The organism is Streptomyces sp. NPDC001544, from assembly GCF_042894285.1.
Lineage (GTDB): Bacteria > Actinomycetota > Actinomycetes > Streptomycetales > Streptomycetaceae > Streptomyces.
Map to the genome: position 1 here is coordinate 89,474 of NZ_JBIAVN010000020.1, position 21,430 is coordinate 110,903.

Below are 21,430 nucleotides of genomic sequence, written 5' to 3' on the forward strand. Positions count from 1 at the left end.
TCAGGTGCGCTCGATCCGGCACAGGCAGAAAGGATGCCCGGCCGGGTCGGCGTACACCTGGAAGTCCTTCTTCTCCCGGTCCTCCAGATCCAGCGGCCGCGCGCCCAGCGCCAGCACCTTCTCGTGGACCGCGTCGACCTCCTCCCAGGTGGACCCGGCGTCGAGGTCGATGTGGAACTGCTGCGCGTTGCGGTCGCCCCGCGGCCACTCCGGCGGCGTGAGGTCGTCCACCCGCTGGAAGGCGAGGCGGAGCCCGCCCGGAACGTCCAGGACGAGCCAGTCGGCCTCGTCGTCCCCCTCGTCGGTGTGCAGGGTGCCGCCCACCACCGCCTCGTAGAAGGCGGCGAGCGCGCTCGGGTCGGGACAGTCGATCACGACGGAACGCAGACGTGCGACACCAGGCATGAGCCCTCCCTGTGGTCAGCGGACGCCGAGTCGTCGGCAGACGCCGAGTCGTCAGCAGGCGCAGAGGCAGAACGGGTGCCCGGCCGGGTCCGCGTAAACCCGGAAGCTGCGGGAGCGGTCGGCGGCGTCCAGCGGCTTCGCACCGAGCGCGAGCACGCCCTTCTCGGCCGCGTCCAGGTCCTCCACGACCAGGTCCAGGTGGAACTGCTGCGAGTGATCGGCCGCCGGCCACCTCGGCGGTACGAATCCGGGCGCCGCCTGGAACGCCAGCGACGGTCCGCCCGGCACCTTCAGGTCCACCCAGTCCCCGTCGCCCTCGACGGCGCCGCCGAGCACCTCCGCGTAGAAACCGGCGAGCGCGCGCGGGTCGGGACAGTCCAGGACGACCGGACCGAACGTGGCGAGAGCCATGTCTTCCTCCTCCAGGTCGGAGTTGCTCCGGTTCGGAGTTACCCGTAGAGGCGGGTAACCGGTAACCATTACTGCATGCTGCCGCATCGGGGGTAACGTCGCAAGCATGAGTGAGAGATCGGCCGCACCAGGAGGCCTGGCGCTGGTCGAGTCCCTGGTGAACACCCTGGACATCGAATCGGGTGCCGACGCGCTCGACACGGCGGACGGCCGCTCGCGGTTCGGGCTCACGGAGGACGACGTCCCGGCGGCACGCGAACTGCGCGAAGCGCTGCGCGCCACCCTGCTGGCCCACGCCGGCCACCCCCCGCACCGCACGGTGATGCCCCTGGGCGAGCTGCTGGCCCGGGCCCCGCTGCTGGTGGCGGTCGACGAGCGGGACGGCTCGGCGGCCCTCGCCCCGGCCGACCCCGGCCCCCTGCCGTCCCGCATCGCGGCGGCCGTCGCCGAGGCACTGGTGGCCGGCACCTGGAACCGCCTCAAGGCCTGCGAGGCCGACACCTGCCACTGGGCCTACTACGACCGCAGCCCGGCCGGACGCGGCCGCTGGTGCTCGATGCAGGTGTGCGGGGCGCGCGCGAAGATGCGCCGGTACCGGGCCAAGGAAGCCTGAGACGGCGGCGATCGCAGGGAGTTCGTGGGCGGGCGACCGCCCCGTTGGTGCAGAATGCGTGAAGACACCGGTTCGGCCGACTGAGCCTCGGCCGAACCGGTGTCACCTGTCCTCGTCCGCCTTCGTTCAGGCGGTCGGCCGCCCCATCGCGCGGTACGTCCACCCGGCCCGCCGCCACAGCTCCGGGTCGAGGGTGTTGCGGCCGTCGAGGACCAGCCGGCCCTTCGTGACCTCGCCCAGCGCGGCCGGGTCCAGCTCGCGGAACTCCCGCCACTCGGTCAGGTGCAGCACCACGTCGGCGCCCCGGACCGCATCGAGGGCGGAGTCGGCGTACCCGAGCGTCGGGAAGACCTTGCGGGCGTTGTCCATGCCCTTCGGGTCGTAGACGGTGACCTGGCCGCCCTGGAGGTGGATCTGGCCCGCCACGTTGAGCGCGGGGGAGTCCCGGACGTCGTCCGAGTCGGGCTTGAAGGTGGCGCCGAGCACCGCGACCCGCCGGCCCAGGAAGGAACCGCCGCCGAGAGCCTCGCGGGTCAGCTCGACCATCTGGCCGCGGCGGCGCATGTTGATGGAGTCGATCTCGCGCAGGAAGGTCAGCGCCTGGTCGACGCCCAGCTCACCGGCGCGCGCCATGAACGCCCGGATGTCCTTCGGCAGACAGCCGCCGCCGAAGCCGATCCCGGCGCGCAGGAACTTCCTGCCGATCCGGTCGTCGTACCCGATGGCCTCCGCCAGCCTGGCGACGTCACCGCCCGCCGCCTCGCACACCTCGGCCATGGCGTTGATGAAGGAGATTTTGGTCGCCAGGAAGGAGTTCGCGGCGGTCTTCACCAGCTCCGCCGTCGGGAAGTCGGTGACGACGAACGGCGTGCCCTCGGCGATCGGTGTCGCGTACACCTCCCGCAGCAGCTTCTCCGCCCGCTCGCTGCGCACCCCCACCACGAGCCGGTCCGGGTGCAGCGTGTCCTCGACGGCGAAGCCCTCCCGCAGGAACTCCGGGTTCCAGGCCAGCTCGGCATCCGCGCCAGCCGGGGCGTGCTCGGCCAGATAGGCGGCGAGACGGTCGGCGGAGCCGACGGGCACGGTGGACTTGCCGACGACCAGCGCGGGGCCGGCGAGGTGCGGGGCGAGCGAGGCCAGGGCCGCGTTCACGTACGACATGTCGGCCGCGTAGTCCCCGTGCCGCTGCGGAGTGTTGACGCACAGGAAGTGCACGTCGCCGAACGCCCCGACCTCGGCCCAGTCCTGGGTGAAGCGCAGCCGGCCCGAGGAACCCTCGAAGCCCGCCACATGCTTCCTCAACAACTCCTCGAGCCCCGGCTCGAACATCGGGGCCTCGCCGCGCTCCAGCTTCGCGATCTTCTCCGGCACGACGTCCAGCCCGAGCACCTCGAAACCGAGCTCGGCCATGGCCGCGGCGTGTGTGGCGCCGAGATAGCCGGTGCCGATCACGGTGATCTTGAGGCTCATGGGTGCTCCAGGGGTACGCGTCAGGTGCGGGCCCGAGCATAGCCAAGGCGCGCCGCGGTGCTTCGGCGGGCGCTTCGGTGGGCAGCCTCCCGGCTGTCACCAAGCTCACGTATGCGTGCCGCTGGTGGACCCCTAAACTTTCTGTTACTTAACGGTAATTAGCGTTGGAGCGTGAGAAACCTTGGCCGGATCGGCTGACTTCGACCTGTACCGCCCGTCCGAGGAGCACGACATGCTCCGCGACGCCGTCCGCTCGCTGGCCGAGGCGAAGATCGCGCCGCACGCCGCGGCGGTGGACGAGGAGGCCCGCTTCCCGCAGGAGGCGCTCGACGCCCTCGTGGCGAACGACCTGCACGCCGTGCACGTCCCCGAGGAGTACGGCGGCGCGGGCGCCGACGCGCTCGCCACGGTGATCGTGATCGAGGAGGTGGCGCGGGCCTGCGTGTCCTCCTCCCTGATCCCGGCCGTGAACAAGCTGGGCTCCCTCCCGGTGATCCTCTCCGGCTCCGAGGACCTGAAGAAGAAGTACCTCGCGCCCCTGGCCAAGGGCGACGCGATGTTCTCCTACTGCCTCTCCGAGCCCGAGGCCGGCTCGGACGCGGCCGGCATGAAGACCAAGGCCGTCCGCGACGGCGACCACTGGATCCTCAACGGCGTGAAGCGCTGGATCACCAACGCGGGCGTGTCGGAGTACTACACGGTGATGGCCGTGACGGACCCCTCGAAGCGCTCGAAGGGCATCTCGGCCTTCGTCGTCGAGAAGTCCGACGAGGGCGTCTCCTTCGGCGCCCCCGAGAAGAAGCTCGGCATCAAGGGCTCCCCGACGCGCGAGGTCTACTTCGACAACGTCCGCATCCCCGCCGACCGCATGATCGGCGAGGAGGGCACCGGCTTCGCGACCGCCATGAAGACCCTGGACCACACCCGCATCACCATCGCCGCCCAGGCCCTCGGTGTCGCCCAGGGCGCCCTCGACTACGCCAAGGGCTACGTCCAGGAGCGCAAGCAGTTCGGCAAGCCGATCGCCGACTTCCAGGGCATCCAGTTCATGCTCGCCGACATGGCCATGAAGATCGCCGCCGCCCGCGCCCTCACCTACCAGGCCGCGGCCGCCTCCGAACGCGGTGACAACGACCTCACCTTCCAGGGCGCGGCCGCCAAGTGCTTCGCCTCGGACGTGGCGATGGAGGTCACCACGGACGCGGTCCAGCTGCTCGGCGGTTACGGCTACACCCGTGACTACCCGGTGGAGCGGATGATGCGCGACGCGAAGATCACGCAGATATACGAGGGCACGAACCAGGTCCAGCGGATCGTGATGGCCCGTAACCTGCCGTAGTCATCGGGTAGTTGCCGACTACGAGGTTTCGGAAGAAGGCGTCCCGAGGGGCGCCTTCTGTCTATTTTGGTGCGCATCGTGTCGGTGATCGCCCGAAGGAGACCAGACCGTCATGTCCGAAACCCAAGCCCCCGGTGACGAAGGCGTCGCGCGCGTGTCCCGGATGCGGACCGACGTGTCCCACTCGGCCCGCATCTGGAACTACTGGCTGGGCGGCAAGGACCACTACCCGGTGGACGAGGAGGTCGGCGAGCAGATCATCGGCTTCGTGCCGGCGCTGCCCCGCTCGGCCGTGGCCGACCGGGCGTTCCTCGCGCGGGCCGTGCGGTACCTGGCCGGGGAGGCGGGGATCCGGCAGTTCCTGGACATCGGCACGGGCCTGCCGACCGCCGACAACACCCATGAGGTCGCCCAGCGCGTCGACCCCACGTCCCGGATCGTGTACGTCGACAACGACCCCCTCGTCCTGACCCACGCCCACGCGCTGCTCACCAGCACACCGGAGGGGGCCACCGACTACATCGAGGCGGACGCGCACGACCCGGAGACGATCCTGGCGGGCGCCGCGCGGACGCTGGACTTCGACCGGCCGGTCGCCATCACCATGCTGGGCATCCTGAACTTCGTCATGGACACGGACGAGGCGGTCTCCATCGTCCACCGGCTCCTGGACGCCGTACCCTCCGGCAGCCACCTGGTGATCTCCCACCCCACCACGGAGGTGGACGGCGAGGCGATGACCCAGGCCGTGGAGTACTGGAACAGCCAGGGCTCGGCCCCCATGACCCTGCGCAGCCGCGCCGACCTGGTGCGCCTCTTCGACCGGGTGGACGTCCTCGAACCGGGCATCGTCTCCTGCTCCCACTGGCGTCCGGAGGAGGGCCCGGAACCCGTCGCGGTCACCCACTTCGGCGGGGTCGGCAGGAAGCCGTAACAGGAATGGCAGTACCCGCGGGTCGGGCGTAGGACGGAAGCACACGGAGCCCGCCCCCTGGGCACCCCTGCCTCCTAGGAGGAGCCATGACCGCACCCGGAACCCAGCCCGCCATGGGCATGATGAGCAAGCAGATGCAGGACTGCGTCGAGGCGTGCATGGCGGCGCACACCATGTGCGAGCAGGCCATGAGCTCCTGCATGCAGCTGGGCGGCCAGGCCCAGATGCAGATCATGCGCGCGCTCATGGACTGCTCCGAGATGACCCGCATGTGCGCCGACATGATGATGCGGCGCTCGCCCATGGCCCCGGAGATGTGCGCGATGTGCGCCAAGGCGTGCGACATGTGCGCCGAGGCGTGTATGTCCATGCCGGACGACCAGCAGATGATGCGCTGCGCGGAGGCGTGTCGCCGCTGCGCGGAGATGTGCCGCTCCATGGCCGGCGCCACGATGTGACCCGGGCCTGAGCCCGCTCCCCGAGGGCACCCGCTCCCCTGGAGGGTGCCCTCGGCCGTGCCCGCGGAGCGGCCTAGGTGTGCTGTCCCGGGACGTTGGTGACACGCGGGCTGGGTGCTTGATCATGCCGCAGACGCGGGGCTTGGCACGCCCTCCCCCGCTCTCGGCTTCGCTCGAGCGGGCGGTGCCCCCACCGGCGTTGTCGTCGGTTGCCGACTCCCCCACGCTCGAACGAGCTCGCGCGGGGGGACCCCCATCGCGTCGACGCCCTCCTCCGCCTTGCGGCCGGACGCTCCCCCACGCTCGAATGAGCTCGCGCGGGGGCACCCCCATTCGCCCCGCTCACCAGCGCCGATGAGGCACCGCCCGTTTCCTGCGACCTGATCCACCGGACAGGCCCTAGTTGCCGGAGACGGTGACCTTCTCGTCGTTGTTCAGCTCGTTCACCAGCGTCTTGACCTTCGCCTTGTCCCAGACGAGGTTGCCGCCCGTCGAACCGGAGACCGGCATGTTCATGGACGTGCCGTCACCGCCGCTGACGCCCTTCATGGCCCAGAACATGGACGCCAGGTCCCACAGACTCATGTCCTTGTCGACGGTGAGCGAGTCCAGGCCGGCGCCCATCGTCGGGTAGAACTTGAAGGGGTTAAGGACCGTCGACGGGGTGGCCACCTGGTGCGCGAGGGCCGACAGGAACTTCTGCTGGTTCTTGGTGCGCTGCAGGTCGGAGGTGGCGAAGGCGTGCCGGGTGCGGACGAAGGCGAGGGCCTGCTCGCCGTTCAGCGTCTGCTTGCCCGCCTTGAAGTCGGCGCCCGAGTACTTGTCCTTGAAGCCCTTGTCGATGTCGATCTCGACACCGCCGACCGCGTCCACGATCTTCGCGAAGCCGGCGAAGCCGATCTCCACGTAGTGGTCGATGTGCAGACCGGTGTTGAACTCGACCGTGCGGACCAGCAGCGTCGGCCCGTCCTCCGCGTAGGCCGCGTTCAGCTTCGTGTGCCGGCCCGTGTCCGGGTAGACCTTCCCGGAGGTCGACCCCTTGTACGACGGTATCTCCACGTTCGAGTCGCGCGGCAGCGAGATCAGCGTGTCCCCGCTGCTTCCGACGTGCAGGATCATCATCGAGTCGGTGCGCTGGCCCTCGGCGGAACCGGTGTGCAGCTTCTTCTTCTCCTCGGCCGACATGCCCTTGCGGCTGTCGGAGCCGACGATCAGGTAGTTGGTGCCGTCGCCCGTCGCCGGCCGGTCGATGACCTTCGACAGGTCGACGTCGCGGTGGAGCTTGGAATCGGCCCAGAAGTAGGTCGCCACCGAGGTGACGACCAGCACCGAGGCCACGGTGATCGCGGTCCACTTGATGCGTCTGCGCCAGTTCGGCGCGGGCCGCGGGCCGCGGGTGCCGGCACCCGCCGGTCCGCCCGGGCCGCCGCCGGGGGCGCCGTAGACCTGGCCCGTGTTGTAGCCGCTGTCGTACCCGGAGCCGTCGTCGTGGCCCTGGCCGTCGACGTACGACGGCTGCTGCGGGACCCCCGAGCTGTACGGCGGCGCCGCCGGGCCGGGCGTGCCGTACCCGCCCTGCCCGGGCGGGGAACCCGGACCGCGCCGGACCTGGCGCATCACCCGGGCGCCCTCAGGCTGCGCGCCGGCACTCCCGCGTCCGTAGCGCGGGCCGCGGTTCTCGTCGGACCATCCCTCGGGCCAATCATTCATGGGCCCCAGTGTGCCGGGCACGACCAGGTGCCTTACAAGGCCTGTCGGGAAATCAGGGCGCCGCTGTTGCGAACCCCATACAAATTCCGCGAATGTCACCTCGGCATATGGTGGGGGCCATGACAGACCAGGCCACCGCGGCGGAGTCGGGTACGCCGGACATCCCCGGCAAGCCGACGTCCGCGTCCCGGACCACGCTCAGCCACATCATGACCCACAACGACACCAACCTGCTGGGCACGGTGCACGGCGGTGTGATCATGAAGCTGGTCGACGACGCCGCGGGCGCGGTGGCCGGCCGGCACAGCGGGGGCCCCGCCGTCACCGCGTCCATGGACGAGATGGTCTTCCTGGAGCCGGTCCGCGTCGGCGACCTGGTCCATGTGAAGGCGCAGGTCAACTGGACCGGCCGGACCTCGATGGAGATCGGCGTCCGTGTCCTCGCCGAACGCTGGAACGAGTCCACCCCGCCCACCCATGTCGGCTCCGCCTACCTGGTGTTCGCCGCGGTCGACGCCGACGGCAAACCCCGCCGTGTCCCGCCCGTCCTCCCGGAGACCGAGCGCGACGAGCGCCGCTGCCAGGAAGCCCAGATCCGCCGCACCCACCGCCTCGCCCGCCGCCGGGCGATCCGGGAACTGAGGGAGAGGCGTGCGGCGGAGGGGTACGAGGACTAGATCCCTGGCCCGGGGCGAGGATCACGGCCCCGGCTCAGCACCGCACCTCGTCGCCCCGCAGCACCGTCGCCTCCGCCCGGCCGTCCGGGGCCTCGGCCCGGACCTTCCGTACGTTCCTGAAGTCCGACCCGGCGATCACCTTCAGCAGCGGTCCCTGACCGGGTACCGCCCGCAGCTCGCTGCCGGGCAGGGCCACGGCCAGGGACTTGGCGGAGCGGTCCCAGCGGGGGTCGAAGAGGACCACGGTGCGGCGCACGTCGTGGACGGGGGCGTCCACCGGCAGGTGAGTGGTGGCGAAGCCGGTCGCCGCCAGCGCCGCGTCGACCCTCCTGCCCAGGCCCACGGTCCGGGTGCCGTTCTGGACCTGCACGCGGATCCGCTGCGGCGCGACCTCCACGGGGGCGACCGGGTCCCGCCGGGGCGGGCGGGGGGTGGCCAGGGGACGGTCGTCGCGCAGGGCCTGGAAGAGCTGCTCGGCCTTCGGCCCGTCCCACTTCAGCGTCGAGCCGATGCCCTTCACCGGGAAGGCCATCTGCCCGATGGGGACGGTCGTGAACTCGGACGAGGAAGGGGAGAAGTTCCGCATCGCCCGGCCCAGGTCCAGCAGCTCGTCCGTGCCGAAGCCCTCGTCCGCCCGGACCGAGCCCAGCACCGCCCGGGTCACGTCCCGGAACCGCATCGGGTTCAGCAGCACCCCGGAGGACGTCGCCCGCTCGACCAGCGCCGCGAGGAACCGCTGCTGGCGCCTCATGCGGCCCAGGTCACTGGCCGCGTCGACGTGCCGGGCGCGGACGTACTGCAGGGCCTGCCCGCCCATCAGGGTGTGCGTGCCCGCCGGGAGGTCCAGCCCGGTGTACGCGTCCCTCAGCGGCAGCGGGGTGCAGACCCGGACGCCGCCGAGTACGTCCACGGTCCGCATGAAGCTGGTGAAGTCGACCTCCAGATAGTGGTCGATCTTCACATGGGTCATGTTCTCGACCGTGCGCACCGTGAGCTGCGGCCCGCCCTCCGCGTAGGCCGCGTTGAGCTTCAGGGGGTGCGGGGCGTGGCGCTGCCCGGTGAGCGCGTCGACGTGCGCGGGCGCCTCGGCGTAGGAGTCGCGCGGCAGGCTCACCACGCTCGCGCGCTCCCGGTCGTCCGAGATGTGCACGATCATGATCGTGTCGGTGCAGTGGCAGGGCGCCCCGCCCAGCCGGTACTTCCGCCGTGCCTGCTCGTCGACCTTGTCCCGGCCGTCCGTGCCGACCAGCAGGACGTTCATGCCGTGGCCCGCCCGCGGACGGTTCTTCATGTCCTTGAAGGCGTCGACCCGGGCGATCCCCGCGTCCAGGCTGCTGACCACCGCGTGCCCGATCCCGGCCGAGGCGAGTACCACCACGGAAAGGGTGGTCACCGCCCGCATGGCCCAGCGCGGCCGTCTCCGCCGGGCGGGCGGCCGCGGCAGCCGCTGCGGCCGGGGCGGTCGCGGGCGCTGCCGGGGGCGGACGGGAGAGCCTGGCTGCGTGACGGGCATGGGGACACCTCCGTGAGCACCGTAGGCCCATACGATCTCCAGCCCGGGGCAGTGACCCGGCGGCGCGCAAAGGCGTCCCCCGTTCGCGGTAACGTGAGGCCCCTATGAACGCCAACCCCGACGTGCGGCCTCCCGCCGTTTCTGTGATCATGCCCGTCCTCAATGAGGAGCGGCATCTGCGCGGGGCCGTCCAAGCCATCCTCGCGCAGAGTTACGCAGGCGAGATGGAGGTGGTGATCGCCCTCGGTCCGTCCACGGACCGCACGGACGAGATCGCCGCCGAACTGGTCGCCGAAGACCCCCGCGTGCACACCGTCCCGAACCCGACCGGCCGTACGCCCGCCGCGCTGAACGCCGCGATCAAGGCCTCCCGCCATCCGATCGTGGTGCGCGTCGACGGACACGGAATGCTGTCGCCGAACTACATCGCCACGGCCGTACGGCTGCTGGAGGAGACCGGCGCGCAGAACGTCGGCGGCATCATGCACGCCGAGGGCGAGAACGACTGGGAGCGCGCGGTCGCCGCCGCGATGACCTCGAAGATCGGTGTCGGCAACGCCGCCTTCCACACCGGTGGCGAGGCGGCCCCGGCCGAGACCGTCTACCTGGGCGTCTTCCGGCGCGAGGCGCTGGAGCGGCAGGGCGGCTACAACGAGGAGTTCATCCGGGCCCAGGACTGGGAGCTGAACTTCCGCATCCGGGAGGCGGGCGGGCTGATCTGGTTCTCGCCGGAGCTGCGGGTGTCGTACCGGCCCCGGCCGAGCGTGCGTGCGCTGGCCAAGCAGTACAAGGACTACGGCCGCTGGCGGCACGTGGTCGCCCGCTACCACGAGGGCTCCATCAACCTGCGCTACCTCGCCCCGCCGACCGCGGTGTGCGCGATAGCGGCGGGCATAGTGGTGGGCGCGGCCCTGACCCCCTGGGGCTTCGTGGTCCCCGGCGGCTACCTCGCGGCGATCGTCGCCGGGTCGGTGCCCGCGGGCAAGGGCCTGCCGGTGAAGGCCCGGCTGCAGATCCCGCTGGCCCTCGCCACCATGCACATGTCGTGGGGCTGGGGCTTCCTGACCAGCCCCCGCTCCCTGGCCAAGAAGGTCATCGCCTCACGCCGCCCCGCGGTGCTCGCCACCGACTGAGGCCGCGCGAGGCGCCCGTCGGCCCGGGCTACCAGGTGTAGCCCGGGTTGACGTGCATGCACTGCTTCTTGTCCGCGCCGTTGATGACCTGCGCCGAATCAGGGGTGGAGTCGTCCTCCTCGGGCGCGGTGTACTTGGTGCCCGAGCGCCAGTCGGCGCCGACCACCAGCGTGATCCCGGACACGTCCGTGGACTTCTTCACCGCGGACACCGGGATGCCGAGCGCCTTGGCCACCCGCTGGGCGTCGCCCTCCAGATCCGCGCTCGGGTAGCGGATCACCGTCGTGGTCTCGCTCAGCGTGGCGGAACGATCCGCCACCGCCTGGGTGAACCCCTTGTCGAGGAGAAGCCGGGCGATCGTGTTCGCCCGTCCGCCGACCGGCGCCAGGGTCTCGGACCGCGTGCCGTTCTCCACCTGAACGGCGATCCTGTCGTCGGCCGCGGCCGGGTCCGTGCTCGCCTTCGCCGCGACGGCCTTCTTCTTCCCGCCCTTGCCGTCCAGGGCGATGTCCTCGCGGACGAGCCGGAACAGCTTCGCCGCGTCGGTCGGCCTGGGCACCACCCGGCCACTGTCGGGCGGCTGGTACTGCCACGGCATCGTCGTCATGGTGATGCGTTTGGTGGGGACCTTCTTGAGCTCCTTGCTCAGGTCGTACAGCTTCGCCACCGTGCCGAGTCCGTCGTCGACCGTGAGGGCCTTGGTCGCCGTCTCGGCGAGGCTCTGCAGCTTGCTCGGGTTGCTCAGCGTGGCGTTCTCCCGCATCTCGCGGACCATCGCGTTCATGTACTGGTGCTGTGCCTTGGCCCGGGCTATGTCGGTGTTGTCCTCGAAGCCGTACCGGGTGCGCAACCACTGCAGGGCCTGGACGCCCTTCACGTACGTGGTGCCCTTCTTCAGCTTCAGGCCCGAGCCGTGGCCCTTGCTGTCCTTGGAGTACACGTTGGCGTCCACACACACCGGTACGCCGCCGATCGCGCCCGCCATCGACACCACACCCGAGAAGTCGACCATCATGAAGTGGTCGATGTGGATGTCGGTGAGCTTCTCCCAGGTCGCCACCGTGCACCCGGGGCCGCCGCGGCCCAGCGAGTCGTTGGTCATGTGCGACGTGAGGGCCTCGTAGACCTTGCCGTCGTGGGGGTCCGTGCACTTGGGAATGTCCACCAGCGTGTCACGGGGCATGCTGACCACCGACATGTTGGTGCGGTCCGCCGAGAGGTGCAGCAGCATCTGGACGTCCGCGCGTGGCGCGGTGTTGAAGGTCTCCTTGGCGCCGCCGAGTTTCTGGTCCTCTTTGTTGTTCCGTCCGTCCGACCCGATCAGCAGGATGTTCAGCGGCTTCTGGCCGGCCGCGTTCGTCCGGGACTCCGCCGCCCGGTCCTTGGCGTCCCCGAGGTTGAGGGGGTCCTTCCTGATGTTGCCGTTCAGGTGCTGGTAGTAGAGGTAGCCCGCTCCCGCGGTGCCGAGTATCACCACCGCCAGCACCGTCGCCGACCAGCGCAGCGCACGCCGTCTGCGCCGTGGCGGGTCCTCCTGCGCACCGTCCCGGCCGCTCCCGCCACCGTGCCGGCCCTGTCCGGCCGGCGCGTCCGCCCCCTGCGGCCCGAGCGACATCGTGTCCTTCACCGCGGGACCCTCCCCGCGCATGCTGCTCCGCACCAACTCCCTGCCCCTCCCCACCCTGCGCCCTCACCTGAGTACGTACGTCCTTGCCCCTTGTCAGACGCACGAGGGGCCCTTTGGGTTACCTGCCGGGCGCACACCATGTCAGCCGCCACGGACAACACGCCCGCTTCCGCCCGCCTCCCGGAACTGAGCGAGCCTCATCATTCTGCGGCCGGCCAGGAGACTCCTGTGGGTTTCCTGCGGGAACCCACAGGCCCGGGTTTCCAGGTGCGCACGGCGCGTACACGTCCGCACACCGTCCGGTGCCGGAGGCGTCCACGGACAGCCGTGTCACAGCGGAACGGGCCTGTCCCACCCCTCTCGGGCGCGGAACAGGCCCGTCCGGGGGCCCTCAGCGGCTCAGCCGGCGCACTTGACCTGGTTGGCCGTGGTCTTGTCGACGTCCGGGGCCTTGCTCGGAGCGGTGAAGGACACACCCGCGCCCTTGAAGTCCTTGCCCAGCGTCAGCGTCATGGCGGGCAGGCCCTGGGAGTTGATCACACTCTTGCCGGGCTTCATCGCGGACCCGGACAGCCCCAGGATGGCGGCCAGCCGGCGTGCCTGGGGCGCCTGGTCGGGCGCGTACTCGAGCGTGGTCTTGCTCAGTGGGGCCGGGGCGTTGCCCGCGTTGTCCGACTTGAGCACGCCCGCGTCGTTCTGCAGGTAGCTGAGCTCCGCCTGTGCGCTGCCGCCCGGGGCTCCGCCGTTGTAGATGCGTACCCGGACCTCGGAGGGGGCGGACTTGGTGCCCTTGAGGAGTGCGGCCTGCGCGTCCTTGGCCGCCTTCTGCTTCTTCTTCACGTCGGAGAAGGAGACGTCGTTCTTGATCGCGTCGAAGACCGCCGGGGCGGCGCTCGGCTTGAGGATCACCGTCTTGTGGACGACACCGTCGGCCGGGTTGTCGACCACCGGCACGGTGGTGAAGGTCAGGTTCTTCGGGTTGAGCTTGCCCAACTCCAGTCCCAGGTCCTTCAGCTTGCCGATGCTGTCGAGCTGCGAGTCGACGGTCAGCGCCTTGGTGCCGGCCTCGGCCAGCTTCAGCATCTTGGTCGGGCTGGTGAGCGTCGAGTTGGAACTCAGCTTGCGCATCAGCGCGCTGAGGAACTGCTGCTGCAGCTCGATCCGGCTCAGGTCGCCGCCGAGACCGACCGAGTGCCGGGTGCGGACGAACGCCAGCGCCTGCTCGCCCGAGATGTTGTGCGGGCCCTTGGACAGGTTCAGGTGCGAGTCCTTGTCGTTGATGTCCTTCGCCAGACAGACGTCGACCCCGCCGACCGCCGTGGTCAGCGTCTTCACCGCGTTGAAGTCGGCGACCATGAAGTCGTCCGGTTTGATCCCGGTCACCTCCGTGACCGTGCGCATGGTGCAGCTCGGCGTCCGGCCGTCCTGGCCGAGGCTGGTGTTGAACCGCTGGCCCGGGGTACCCGGGATGACCTTCGTGGAGCCGTCGGCCTGCTTGGTCGGACAGTCCGGCACGTCCACGATCAGGTCGCGGGGGATGCTCAGCGCCGTGGCGTTCGAGCGGTCCTTGGAGACGTGCAGCAGGATGTTGGTGTCGGCGTGCCCGACGCTGCCCGCGTCGCCGTATCCCTCGTTGCCCTTGCCGGTGCGCTTGTCGGTGCCGATCAGCAGGATGTTGATCGCCTGGTCCTTGCGGAAACCACCCGTGCTCGCGCCGTCGTCGGACACGGAGGTGATGTTGTCGTTGAGGTGCTTGATGTAGAGGTAGCCGGCCGCGCTGACGGCGACCAGCACGAACGCCATGCCGCCACCGGTCCACAGCAGGACCTTCTTGGCCTTCGACTTCTTCTTCACCGGCCGCCGGTTGCGCCGCCCCGGCGGGGGCTCGGGAGGGCCGCCCCGGCGCCGTCGCTGCGCCGGGAACTCGGGCCCGGACATGTCCCGGCTGTCGAGATCCTGCTTCCCGCGCCCGGGAGCGGCGGTCCGGCCGCGTCCCCCGCCCGCCGCCGCGCCCGTTCGGGGCGAGGCGGATCTGCGCGGACCCGGTACCGTCGACTGCGGTGCGGAAGCGCTCAGTCGCAATTCGTATTCGCCGGTGTTCGGATTGAGCACCCACTGGTCTGCGGGATCGATGTTGTCCGCCCGCCCACGTCCTTGCGCGTCCACGGTTGTCCGAATCCTCCGTTGGGGCCACGCGGCGCCCTTCCCCCACCAGGCGCACGGGTCTCGGTCAATCAGTGCACGACCCCAGGACAGACCTCGCGGCCGGGTGCACCGGATCGCTCACACTATCCGCCCAGTTCAGCGTCCAACGACGCTCGTGACAAATTCCACCTTCCTACAACTGGGCAATCCGTCGCATTCTCCTGAACACAGGTACGGCTTTGGCGGCCGCTTTACTCACAGCTGTCCTCTGCTGCGGTGTTCCCGCGGAAGGTCGGGGTGGGGGAGGGGGCGTTCCGGTCGTCGGACGGGTCGTCAGGGAGGTCGTCACCGCGGGCGCCCGCGTGAGAATCCGGTGTGACTTCCCGGGCCACCGCGACCGGCTGGTCCGCGCGCAATCGCGCGAAGAGTCGCTCGGCGTCCGGTTCCACCAACTGGTCACGATTGGAGTTGTAAACGTACGACTCCCTCGGAACGGTCATGAATCGCATCTGGTCGGTGGGAATGTTCCGCAGGCCGCGCACCAGTTGGTAGAGGCCGCCCAGGCTCGCCAGCCCCGGGTCGGTGGTGAGCGAGGAGGTGGCCGCGTCCAGCACCGGGTAGAGCTTGACCGGGTTCAGCAGGACGTCGTCACTGCGTACCTTGTTGACCAGCGCCCCGAGGAACCGCTGCTGACGGCCCATCCGGTCGGTGTCGCTGCCGTCGCCGAGGGACTTGCGGGCCCGCACATAGCCGAGTGCCTGCTCGCCGTCGAGTGTGACCCTGCCCGCGGGCAGACGCAGCTTGGCTGCCTTGTCGTCGATGGGCCTGCTCAGGCACACCTCGACGCCGTCGACGGCGTCGACCATCTCCTTGAAGCCGCTGAAGTCGACGACGACGTGGTGGTCGATCCGGATGTCGGTCAGCTTCTCCACGGTCCGGATGGTGCACGCCGAGCCGCCCACCTGGAACGCCTGGTTGAACATCGCGAACATCGGCTCGCTGCGGCTGCCGTCCGCCCGCCGGCAGCTCGGTATGTCCACCATCAGGTCGCGCGGCAGCGACACGGCGGTGGCGCTGCGCCGGTCGGCGGCCAGGTGGAGCAGGATCGTGGTGTCGGACCGCTCGCTGCCAAGATCCCGCCCGTAGGCGTCGTTGCCGTCCCCCGAGCGCGTGTCCGACCCGATCAGCAGGATGTTCTGCGCGTCGTGCACCAGCGCCGTGGGCCGTTCCCGCTCGTACCGGGCGAGCTCGGCGGCGGCCGCGTCGTCGGCCGTGATGTTGGCGCTCAGCTTCGCGTACACCGCCCATCCGCCCCCGGCCGCCGCCAGGAGAAGGACCCCGGCCCCCAGGGCCGCCCCCTTCACCCATCGCCGCCGGCGCCTGCGTATCCGCCCCTCGGCACTCGCGGAGGCTCCGGAAGGCCGGGTCCGTCCGGAGGGGCTGCCTGCGCTGTCGGTCACGGCCGGCCCCCTCACGGCGTACGAGCGTCACGTTGCTGGTTCTTACGACCATGACGCGAGGGGGAGGCCGGAGGGGGCTCTTGCTACTCCGAACGGGTGACGGTCGCGCCTGCCTCAGTGGCGCGCGGCGGTCACCCGTTCGCTCTCGATCCGCCTGGCCAGAGCCTCTCCGTCCAGCCGCTCCAGGTGCCGGCACAGCACCACGGAGCCTCCGGCGGCCAGCGGCGCGTACAGCCCCGCGCTCAGCCCCTCCCAGGTGTCGTACGGCAGCCCGGACAGCAGCCGGGACCCGGGCCCCGTCAGATCGAGCGACGGGGCGTCCCGTACCGCCCGCTCCACCACCTCCGCGCCCGTCAGCTCCGCTCCGGCGACGATCAGCGCCGGCTCCTCCGGGTCGACGGGCGAGAACGGCGCGAACCGGTCACCCTGACTCGGCACTTCCACGGCGTAGTCGACGAAGCCCTCCGGGGGCTGCGGGAACCGCCCGCCGAGCGGCCGCAGCGCGAGCGCGACCCGCTCGCCACGGCATGCGCGTGCCGCGTCCAGCGCGTCCGGTCCGCTCACGACGACGTCGGCCGCCGCCGGGTCGCCGGACACGTCCGCGATCACCCCCACCGACGAGCAGGCCAGCAGCCACACCGCCGTCTGCCAGTGGGCGGGCAGCAGCAGCGCGACCCGGTCGCCGGGCCCGGCGGCGAGGTCGCCCTGGAGGAGGTTGGCGGTCTTGGCCACCCAATTGGCGAAGGTGGCCACGGACAGTTCGACGCGTTCGCCCGTGGCGTCGTCGTAGAAGGTCACCAGGGGTCGTCCGGGATCGGCGGCGAGCGCGGATCCCAGCAGGTCGGCGGGGGTGCGGTCGGTGGCGTTCACCCGCGCAAGGGTACGCGGCGCCGCGGCCGGGGACGGCGCGGCGGGGCCACCGGTTCGGCGGAACGTCAGCCGACGACCCGTCAGTTCCGAGATGGACAGATTCATATGACTATGTCCAAGATCGTGGGCATGCGCGGATTTCTCCCTTCCTCGATCGGTGTCTCCTCGGTCGGTGTCACGTGCGCGGCCGCCCTCACCCTGCCGCTGGCCACGCCCGCAGCCGCCGCCGAGGCGAGACCGGCACCGACCTCGCAGCGGGCCGCGGCCACCGCCACCCGCACCGCCCACCGGGCCGCCCCCGGCGACACCCAGTCCCTGCCCCTGCTGCCCCTGACCCGCGACCGCGACGGTGGAGCGGCCCCCGAACAGGGCCTGCGCCGCGACCGGGTACGGCGTTTCTCGCTCCTCGGCGTCGTCTGGGACGACCCCGGCACCGAACTCCACGGCCGTGTCCAGGTCCGCACCCGCGCCGCCGGCACCGGCAGATGGTCCGGCTGGCAGGACGTCGAGGCGCACAACGCCGACCACGGCGCCGACCCCGGCACGACGGAGCGCGCCTCGGGGCGGGTGCGCGGTGGCACGGCACCGCTGTGGGTGGGCGACTCGGGCGGGGTCGACGTACGCGTCCGGGCGGACGAGGACCGGGCCGGCGGCGCCCGCCCCCGGCTCCCCTCCGGTCTGCGCCTGGAACTCGTCGCCCCCGGCGACGAGCCGCCGCCCGGCGGGCCCGCGGCCGACCCCCCGGGCAACGCCGGCCTGTCGGAGGCCGAGGCCGCCGCGTCCGCGGTCAACACCGACCTCGCGCCCTTCGCCGCCACCGAGATCCCCGCCCTCGGCAGGGCGGACACCGAGATGCAGCTACTGGCCCTGCGCGGCGACCAGCTGACCGAGGCTCAGCGCAGCAAGCCGTACATCGGGCCGCGCCCGCGCATCGTGACCCGGCGCGGCTGGGGCGCGGACGAATCGCTGCGCGAGAAGGGGTTCGTCTACACCCAGAAGGTCAAGGCGGCGTTCGTCCACCACACCGCCACCGGGAACAACTACCTCTGCTCCCAGGCACCGTCCGTCATCCGCAGCATCTACCGCTACCACGTCCGCAGCATGGGCTGGCGCGACATCGGCTACAACTTCCTCATCGACAAGTGCGGAACCATCTACGAGGGCCGCGCCGGGGGAGTGTCCAAGGCGGTCCGCGGCGCGCACACCCTCGGCTTCAACGAGAGCAGCATGGGCATCGCCGTGATCGGCGCCTACGGCTCGGGCCAGCCGTCCTCCGCCGCGGTCAAGGCCATCGCCGGGCTCACCGCCTGGAAGCTCGGACTCTACGGGGGCAATCCCCGCGGAAAGACGTATCTGAAGTCGGGCGGTGGCAATCTCTACCCGAAGGGGAAGAACGTACGACTCAACGTGATCTCCGGACATCGGGACGGATACGCCACCGACTGCCCGGGCAAACGGCTCTACGCCAAGCTCGGCTCGGCCCGTTCCACCGCGGCGCGCTACCAGGGGCGCTGACGGACGGAGAGGACGCTCGTCGCCGGGGGCCCGGTCGGGGGGATCCGCTTCCGATGCCGCGGGACATCGTGCGGCCGTCGAGGCGCCGTCACACGGTCTGCTTACCGCGGTCTGCATACACTGGCCGGCCGAAAACACAGTTCGGCCGGTCCCGGCAGGAAGCAGAGACGACAGGTGACAGAAGCGATCCTCCTGGTCGGCGGCAAAGGCACCCGGCTGCGCCCGCTCACGGTGCACACGCCCAAGCCCATGGTCCCGGCGGCCGGGGTCCCGTTCCTCACCCACCAGCTGGCCCGGGCCAGGGCGGCGGGCGTGGAGCACATCGTGCTCGCGACGAGCTACCTGGCCGAGGTCTTCGAGCCGTACTTCGGCGACGGCGCCGAGCTCGGCCTCCACATCGAGTACGTCACCGAGGAGGAGCCCCTCGGCACCGGCGGAGCCATCCGCAACGTCGCCGCGCGCCTGCACTCCGGCCCCGACGAGCCGGTGCTGATCTTCAACGGCGACATCCTGACCGGACTGGACATCAGGGCGCTGGTGCGCACCCACGAGGAGACGTCCGCGGACGTGTCCCTGCACCTCACCAAGGTGACCGACCCCCGTGCCTACGGTCTGGTCCCCACCGACGACACCGGCCGTGTGCTCGCCTTCCTGGAGAAGCCGCAGACCCCCGAGGAGATCGTCACCGACCAGATCAACGCCGGGGCGTACGTCTTCCGCCGCTCGGTCATCGACACGATCCCGGCGGGCCGGCCGGTGTCGGTGGAACGGGAGACGTTCCCGGACCTGCTGGCGGCGGGCGCCCATCTGCAGGGCATGGTGGACTCCACGTACTGGCTCGACCTCGGTACGCCCGCCGCCTTCGTCCGCGGCTCGGCCGACCTGGTCCTCGGGCGGGCGCCGTCCCCGGCGGTCCCCGGCCGCTGCGGCGACCGCCTGATCCTGCCGACCGCCACGGTGGCGTCCGACGCCAAGCTGACCGGCGGCACCGTGGTGGGGGAGGGCGCGTTCGTCGCCGAGGGCGCCCGGGTCTCCGGCAGCACCATCCTGCCCGGCGCCGTCATCGAACCCGGCGCCGTCATCACCGACTCCCTCATCGGCGCCCGCGCCCGCGTCGGCGAACGCTCCGTCCTCACCGGCACGGTGATCGGCGACGGCGCGGTCGTCGGCCCCGACAACGAACTCCGCGAAGGGGTCCGGGTGTGGTGCGACGCGCGGATCCCGGCGGGGGCGGTGCGGTTCTCGTCGGACCAGTAGGCGGCGCCCGGGGCGGCGGACGGGCGGGCAGGGGCGTAGACGCCTGCTTATGCGACTGAGCGTTGCGGCTATGGCCGTCGCCCACCAGGCGCCGGTTGACTGTTCGCATGACCCCGACACACGGCACCGAGACGACCCTGATCACCGGCGGCACCGGCAAGACCGGGCGGCGTGTCGCGCAGCGGCTGACCGCCCGGGGCCTGCCGGTGCGCATCGGCTCCCGTTCGGGTGAGCCGCCGTTCGACTGGCAGGAGCCCGGCAGCTGGGAGCCGGCGCTCGACGGAGTCACCGCCGTCTACGTCACCTACCACCCGGATCTCGCCTTCCCCGGAACCGCCGAAGCGGTGGGTGCGCTTTCCGCGCTCGCCGTCGGCAAAGGCGCGCGCCGACTCGTACTGCTCTCCGGACGCGGCGAGGAGGGCGCGGTGAACAGCGAGAACCGGCTCAAGGACTCGGGCGCGGACTGGACCGTGGTGCGGGCCAACTGGTTCAACCAGAACTTCAGCGAGAGCTCGTCGGCGCGCTGGTGGCCACGGTGTGGGCCGCGGTCGCCGCGTACCGGCAGAAGTGCAAGGGCGCGGCCGCGTGGGCCGCCGCTGCCGGTGTGCTCTACCTGGCCGTACTCGTGATCACGGTTTCGGTGAACCTTCCGCTGAACAACGAACTCGCCGCTCTCGGCGACCCGGCCAAGGCCGCGGACCACTCGCTCGTCGACAGGTTCGAGGGGGTCTGGTCGACGGCCAACATCGTGCGCACGGTGCTCACCACGGCCGCGGTGGCCTGCCTGGCGCAGGCGCTGAGGCTGTACGGCCGGACCGGCACCGCGGCCGTACGGCAGGGCTGACGCTCACAGTCGGCCTATGTCGCCGACGGGCATCCGCGGGGCGCGCCGCGGTGGCACCCGCCCGCTCAGCAGGATCAGCCTGGCCGCCCGGTGCCGCTGCCCCGCGTACGGCTCCAGGAGTTCCAGCATCGTGGCGTCGTCGGCGTGCCGGTTCCCGGCCAGCGCCCAGCCGATGATCCCCGGCAGGTGCAGATCGCCGACCGTGACCGCGTCCGCCGCCCCGTGACTGCGCTGCACGGTCTCGGCCGACGTCCACGGGCCGATCCCCGGCACGAGCTCCAACCGCACCTGGGCGGGAGCCGGTTCCATCCCGACCGCCTCCTCCAGCCGCGCGGCGACCCGTACGGCCCGCAGGATGGTCGACGCCCGCTTGTCGTCGACGCCGGCCCGGTGCCACTCCCAGGACGGGATCAGCGCCCAGGCCCGCGGTTCCGGCATCACATGCATCCGCGCGGGCGCGGGCCCCGGCGCCGGCTCCCCGAACTTCCGCACCAGCAGCCGCCACGCCCGGTACGCCTCGGCCGTCGTGACCTTCTGTTCCAGGACCGACGGGATCAACGACTCCAGCACCAGCCCGGTCCGTGTCAGTCTGAGCCCCGGCCGCCGGTGCCGGGCCGCCGCCACCACCCGGTGCCGGGGCGTGAACGCGGAGGGATCGTCGGCGGCACCGAGCAACTGCGGCAACCGCTCCAGCAGCCACTCGGCTCCCGGCCCCCACGCGCGGCCGCGCACCTCGCCGCCGTGCGCGGACACCCGCAGCGTCCCCGGCCCGGCGGGGGTCCGGCTGGCCCGCCACACCGACCCGTCGGGCGCCGCGTGGAAGGTGGGGTCCCCCGGACCGCGTCTGAGCGGGCCGAGTACCAGCCCGAGATCGAGCGGACCGTCCGGCACCCAGGTCCGCCCCCGCCCCGGTCCGGCGGCCTGCCGGGGGATACCGACGGGCGCGGCGGGCGCGGGGACATCCCCGCCGCGCACGGTGGTGCGCGTGGGGCGCGGTGCGAAACGTCCTGCCACGATCGAGATCCCTGGAGCGCCGGAGCTGTGCTACG

Annotated in this window: 19 protein-coding genes and 1 pseudogene; 10 read left to right on the forward strand and 10 right to left on the reverse strand. The window is 71.3% G+C overall.

Features of this window, described 5'->3' with window-relative positions:
* Both ACFY0F_RS34285 and ACFY0F_RS34290 read right to left on the reverse strand, forming a co-directional pair.
* Positions 1-405 carry a VOC family protein gene (locus ACFY0F_RS34285; protein WP_388803299.1) on the reverse strand — a complete coding sequence of 135 codons (405 nt, stop codon included), beginning with the start codon at positions 403-405 and terminating at the stop codon, positions 1-3.
* A 51-nt stretch (positions 406-456) separates the two neighbouring features.
* Complete coding sequence (locus tag ACFY0F_RS34290; protein ID WP_388803302.1) at positions 457-816, reverse strand: VOC family protein; 360 nt, start codon at positions 814-816, stop codon at positions 457-459.
* Between the two features lie 106 nt (positions 817-922).
* Between ACFY0F_RS34290 and ACFY0F_RS34295 the strand changes: the two genes are divergently transcribed.
* The gene (locus ACFY0F_RS34295; RefSeq protein ID WP_388803305.1) at positions 923-1,429 is read left to right on the forward strand and encodes a CGNR zinc finger domain-containing protein; all 507 of its coding nucleotides are present in this window, start codon (positions 923-925) and stop codon (positions 1,427-1,429) included.
* A gap of 126 nt (positions 1,430-1,555) precedes the next feature.
* Here ACFY0F_RS34295 and ACFY0F_RS34300 read toward each other — a convergent pair whose 3' ends face one another.
* A complete protein-coding gene (locus ACFY0F_RS34300) occupies positions 1,556-2,899 on the reverse strand; it encodes a UDP-glucose dehydrogenase family protein (protein WP_388803308.1) in 1,344 nt (447 codons plus the stop codon).
* A gap of 181 nt (positions 2,900-3,080) precedes the next feature.
* Here ACFY0F_RS34300 and ACFY0F_RS34305 point away from each other — a divergent pair, with 181 nt between their 5' ends.
* From ACFY0F_RS34305 to ACFY0F_RS34315, 3 genes are all read left to right on the forward strand, one after another.
* The gene (locus ACFY0F_RS34305) at positions 3,081-4,238 is read left to right on the forward strand and encodes an acyl-CoA dehydrogenase (RefSeq protein ID WP_388803311.1); all 1,158 of its coding nucleotides are present in this window, start codon (positions 3,081-3,083) and stop codon (positions 4,236-4,238) included.
* Positions 4,239-4,401: 163 nt separating this feature from the next.
* A complete protein-coding gene (locus ACFY0F_RS34310; RefSeq protein ID WP_388803414.1) occupies positions 4,402-5,172 on the forward strand; it encodes an SAM-dependent methyltransferase in 771 nt (256 codons plus the stop codon).
* A gap of 86 nt (positions 5,173-5,258) precedes the next feature.
* A complete protein-coding gene (locus ACFY0F_RS34315) occupies positions 5,259-5,630 on the forward strand; it encodes a four-helix bundle copper-binding protein (protein WP_388803314.1) in 372 nt (123 codons plus the stop codon).
* 399 nt (positions 5,631-6,029) lie between these two features.
* On the opposite strand, the gene ACFY0F_RS34320 is transcribed toward ACFY0F_RS34315, so the two are convergent.
* Entirely contained in the window at positions 6,030-7,340 is a 1,311-nt protein-coding gene (locus tag ACFY0F_RS34320) for an LCP family protein (protein WP_388803318.1), read from the reverse strand.
* Between the two features lie 119 nt (positions 7,341-7,459).
* Here ACFY0F_RS34320 and ACFY0F_RS34325 point away from each other — a divergent pair, with 119 nt between their 5' ends.
* The gene (locus ACFY0F_RS34325; protein WP_388803320.1) at positions 7,460-8,017 is read left to right on the forward strand and encodes an acyl-CoA thioesterase; all 558 of its coding nucleotides are present in this window, start codon (positions 7,460-7,462) and stop codon (positions 8,015-8,017) included.
* A gap of 34 nt (positions 8,018-8,051) precedes the next feature.
* Here ACFY0F_RS34325 and ACFY0F_RS34330 read toward each other — a convergent pair whose 3' ends face one another.
* On the reverse strand, positions 8,052-9,419 hold the full coding sequence (locus ACFY0F_RS34330) for an LCP family protein (protein WP_388803417.1): 1,368 nt from the start codon (positions 9,417-9,419) through the stop codon (positions 8,052-8,054).
* A 215-nt stretch (positions 9,420-9,634) separates the two neighbouring features.
* On the opposite strand from ACFY0F_RS34330, the gene ACFY0F_RS34335 reads away from it, so the two are divergent.
* Positions 9,635-10,663: a glycosyltransferase family 2 protein gene (locus tag ACFY0F_RS34335; protein WP_388803323.1), complete on the forward strand. Its 1,029-nt coding sequence runs from the start codon at positions 9,635-9,637 to the stop codon at positions 10,661-10,663.
* Between the two features lie 28 nt (positions 10,664-10,691).
* Here ACFY0F_RS34335 and ACFY0F_RS34340 read toward each other — a convergent pair whose 3' ends face one another.
* The 4 genes from ACFY0F_RS34340 to ACFY0F_RS34355 form a co-directional block, all read right to left on the reverse strand.
* Entirely contained in the window at positions 10,692-12,311 is a 1,620-nt protein-coding gene (locus ACFY0F_RS34340) for an LCP family protein (protein ID WP_388803326.1), read from the reverse strand.
* A gap of 378 nt (positions 12,312-12,689) precedes the next feature.
* Positions 12,690-14,456, reverse strand: coding sequence for an LCP family protein (locus tag ACFY0F_RS34345; protein WP_388803328.1), 1,767 nt, complete (start codon positions 14,454-14,456; stop codon positions 12,690-12,692).
* A gap of 230 nt (positions 14,457-14,686) precedes the next feature.
* Positions 14,687-15,895, reverse strand: coding sequence for an LCP family protein (locus ACFY0F_RS34350; RefSeq protein WP_388803331.1), 1,209 nt, complete (start codon positions 15,893-15,895; stop codon positions 14,687-14,689).
* A 114-nt stretch (positions 15,896-16,009) separates the two neighbouring features.
* Entirely contained in the window at positions 16,010-16,765 is a 756-nt protein-coding gene (locus tag ACFY0F_RS34355) for a TIGR03089 family protein (protein WP_388803334.1), read from the reverse strand.
* A 129-nt stretch (positions 16,766-16,894) separates the two neighbouring features.
* On the opposite strand from ACFY0F_RS34355, the gene ACFY0F_RS34360 reads away from it, so the two are divergent.
* From ACFY0F_RS34360 to ACFY0F_RS34375, 4 genes and pseudogenes are all read left to right on the forward strand, one after another.
* On the forward strand, positions 16,895-18,280 hold the full coding sequence (locus tag ACFY0F_RS34360) for a peptidoglycan recognition protein (RefSeq protein ID WP_388803336.1): 1,386 nt from the start codon (positions 16,895-16,897) through the stop codon (positions 18,278-18,280).
* Between the two features lie 174 nt (positions 18,281-18,454).
* A complete protein-coding gene (locus tag ACFY0F_RS34365) occupies positions 18,455-19,537 on the forward strand; it encodes a sugar phosphate nucleotidyltransferase (protein WP_388803339.1) in 1,083 nt (360 codons plus the stop codon).
* A 107-nt stretch (positions 19,538-19,644) separates the two neighbouring features.
* Positions 19,645-20,049 (forward strand): annotated as a pseudogene (locus ACFY0F_RS34370) (SDR family oxidoreductase); the annotation flags it as partial.
* Positions 20,050-20,072: 23 nt separating this feature from the next.
* The gene (locus tag ACFY0F_RS34375; RefSeq protein WP_388803342.1) at positions 20,073-20,381 is read left to right on the forward strand and encodes a DUF1772 domain-containing protein; all 309 of its coding nucleotides are present in this window, start codon (positions 20,073-20,075) and stop codon (positions 20,379-20,381) included.
* A 3-nt stretch (positions 20,382-20,384) separates the two neighbouring features.
* On the opposite strand, the gene ACFY0F_RS34380 is transcribed toward ACFY0F_RS34375, so the two are convergent.
* Positions 20,385-21,395: a DNA-3-methyladenine glycosylase family protein gene (locus ACFY0F_RS34380; RefSeq protein ID WP_388803345.1), complete on the reverse strand. Its 1,011-nt coding sequence runs from the start codon at positions 21,393-21,395 to the stop codon at positions 20,385-20,387.
* Positions 21,396-21,430: the final 35 nt, after the last annotated feature.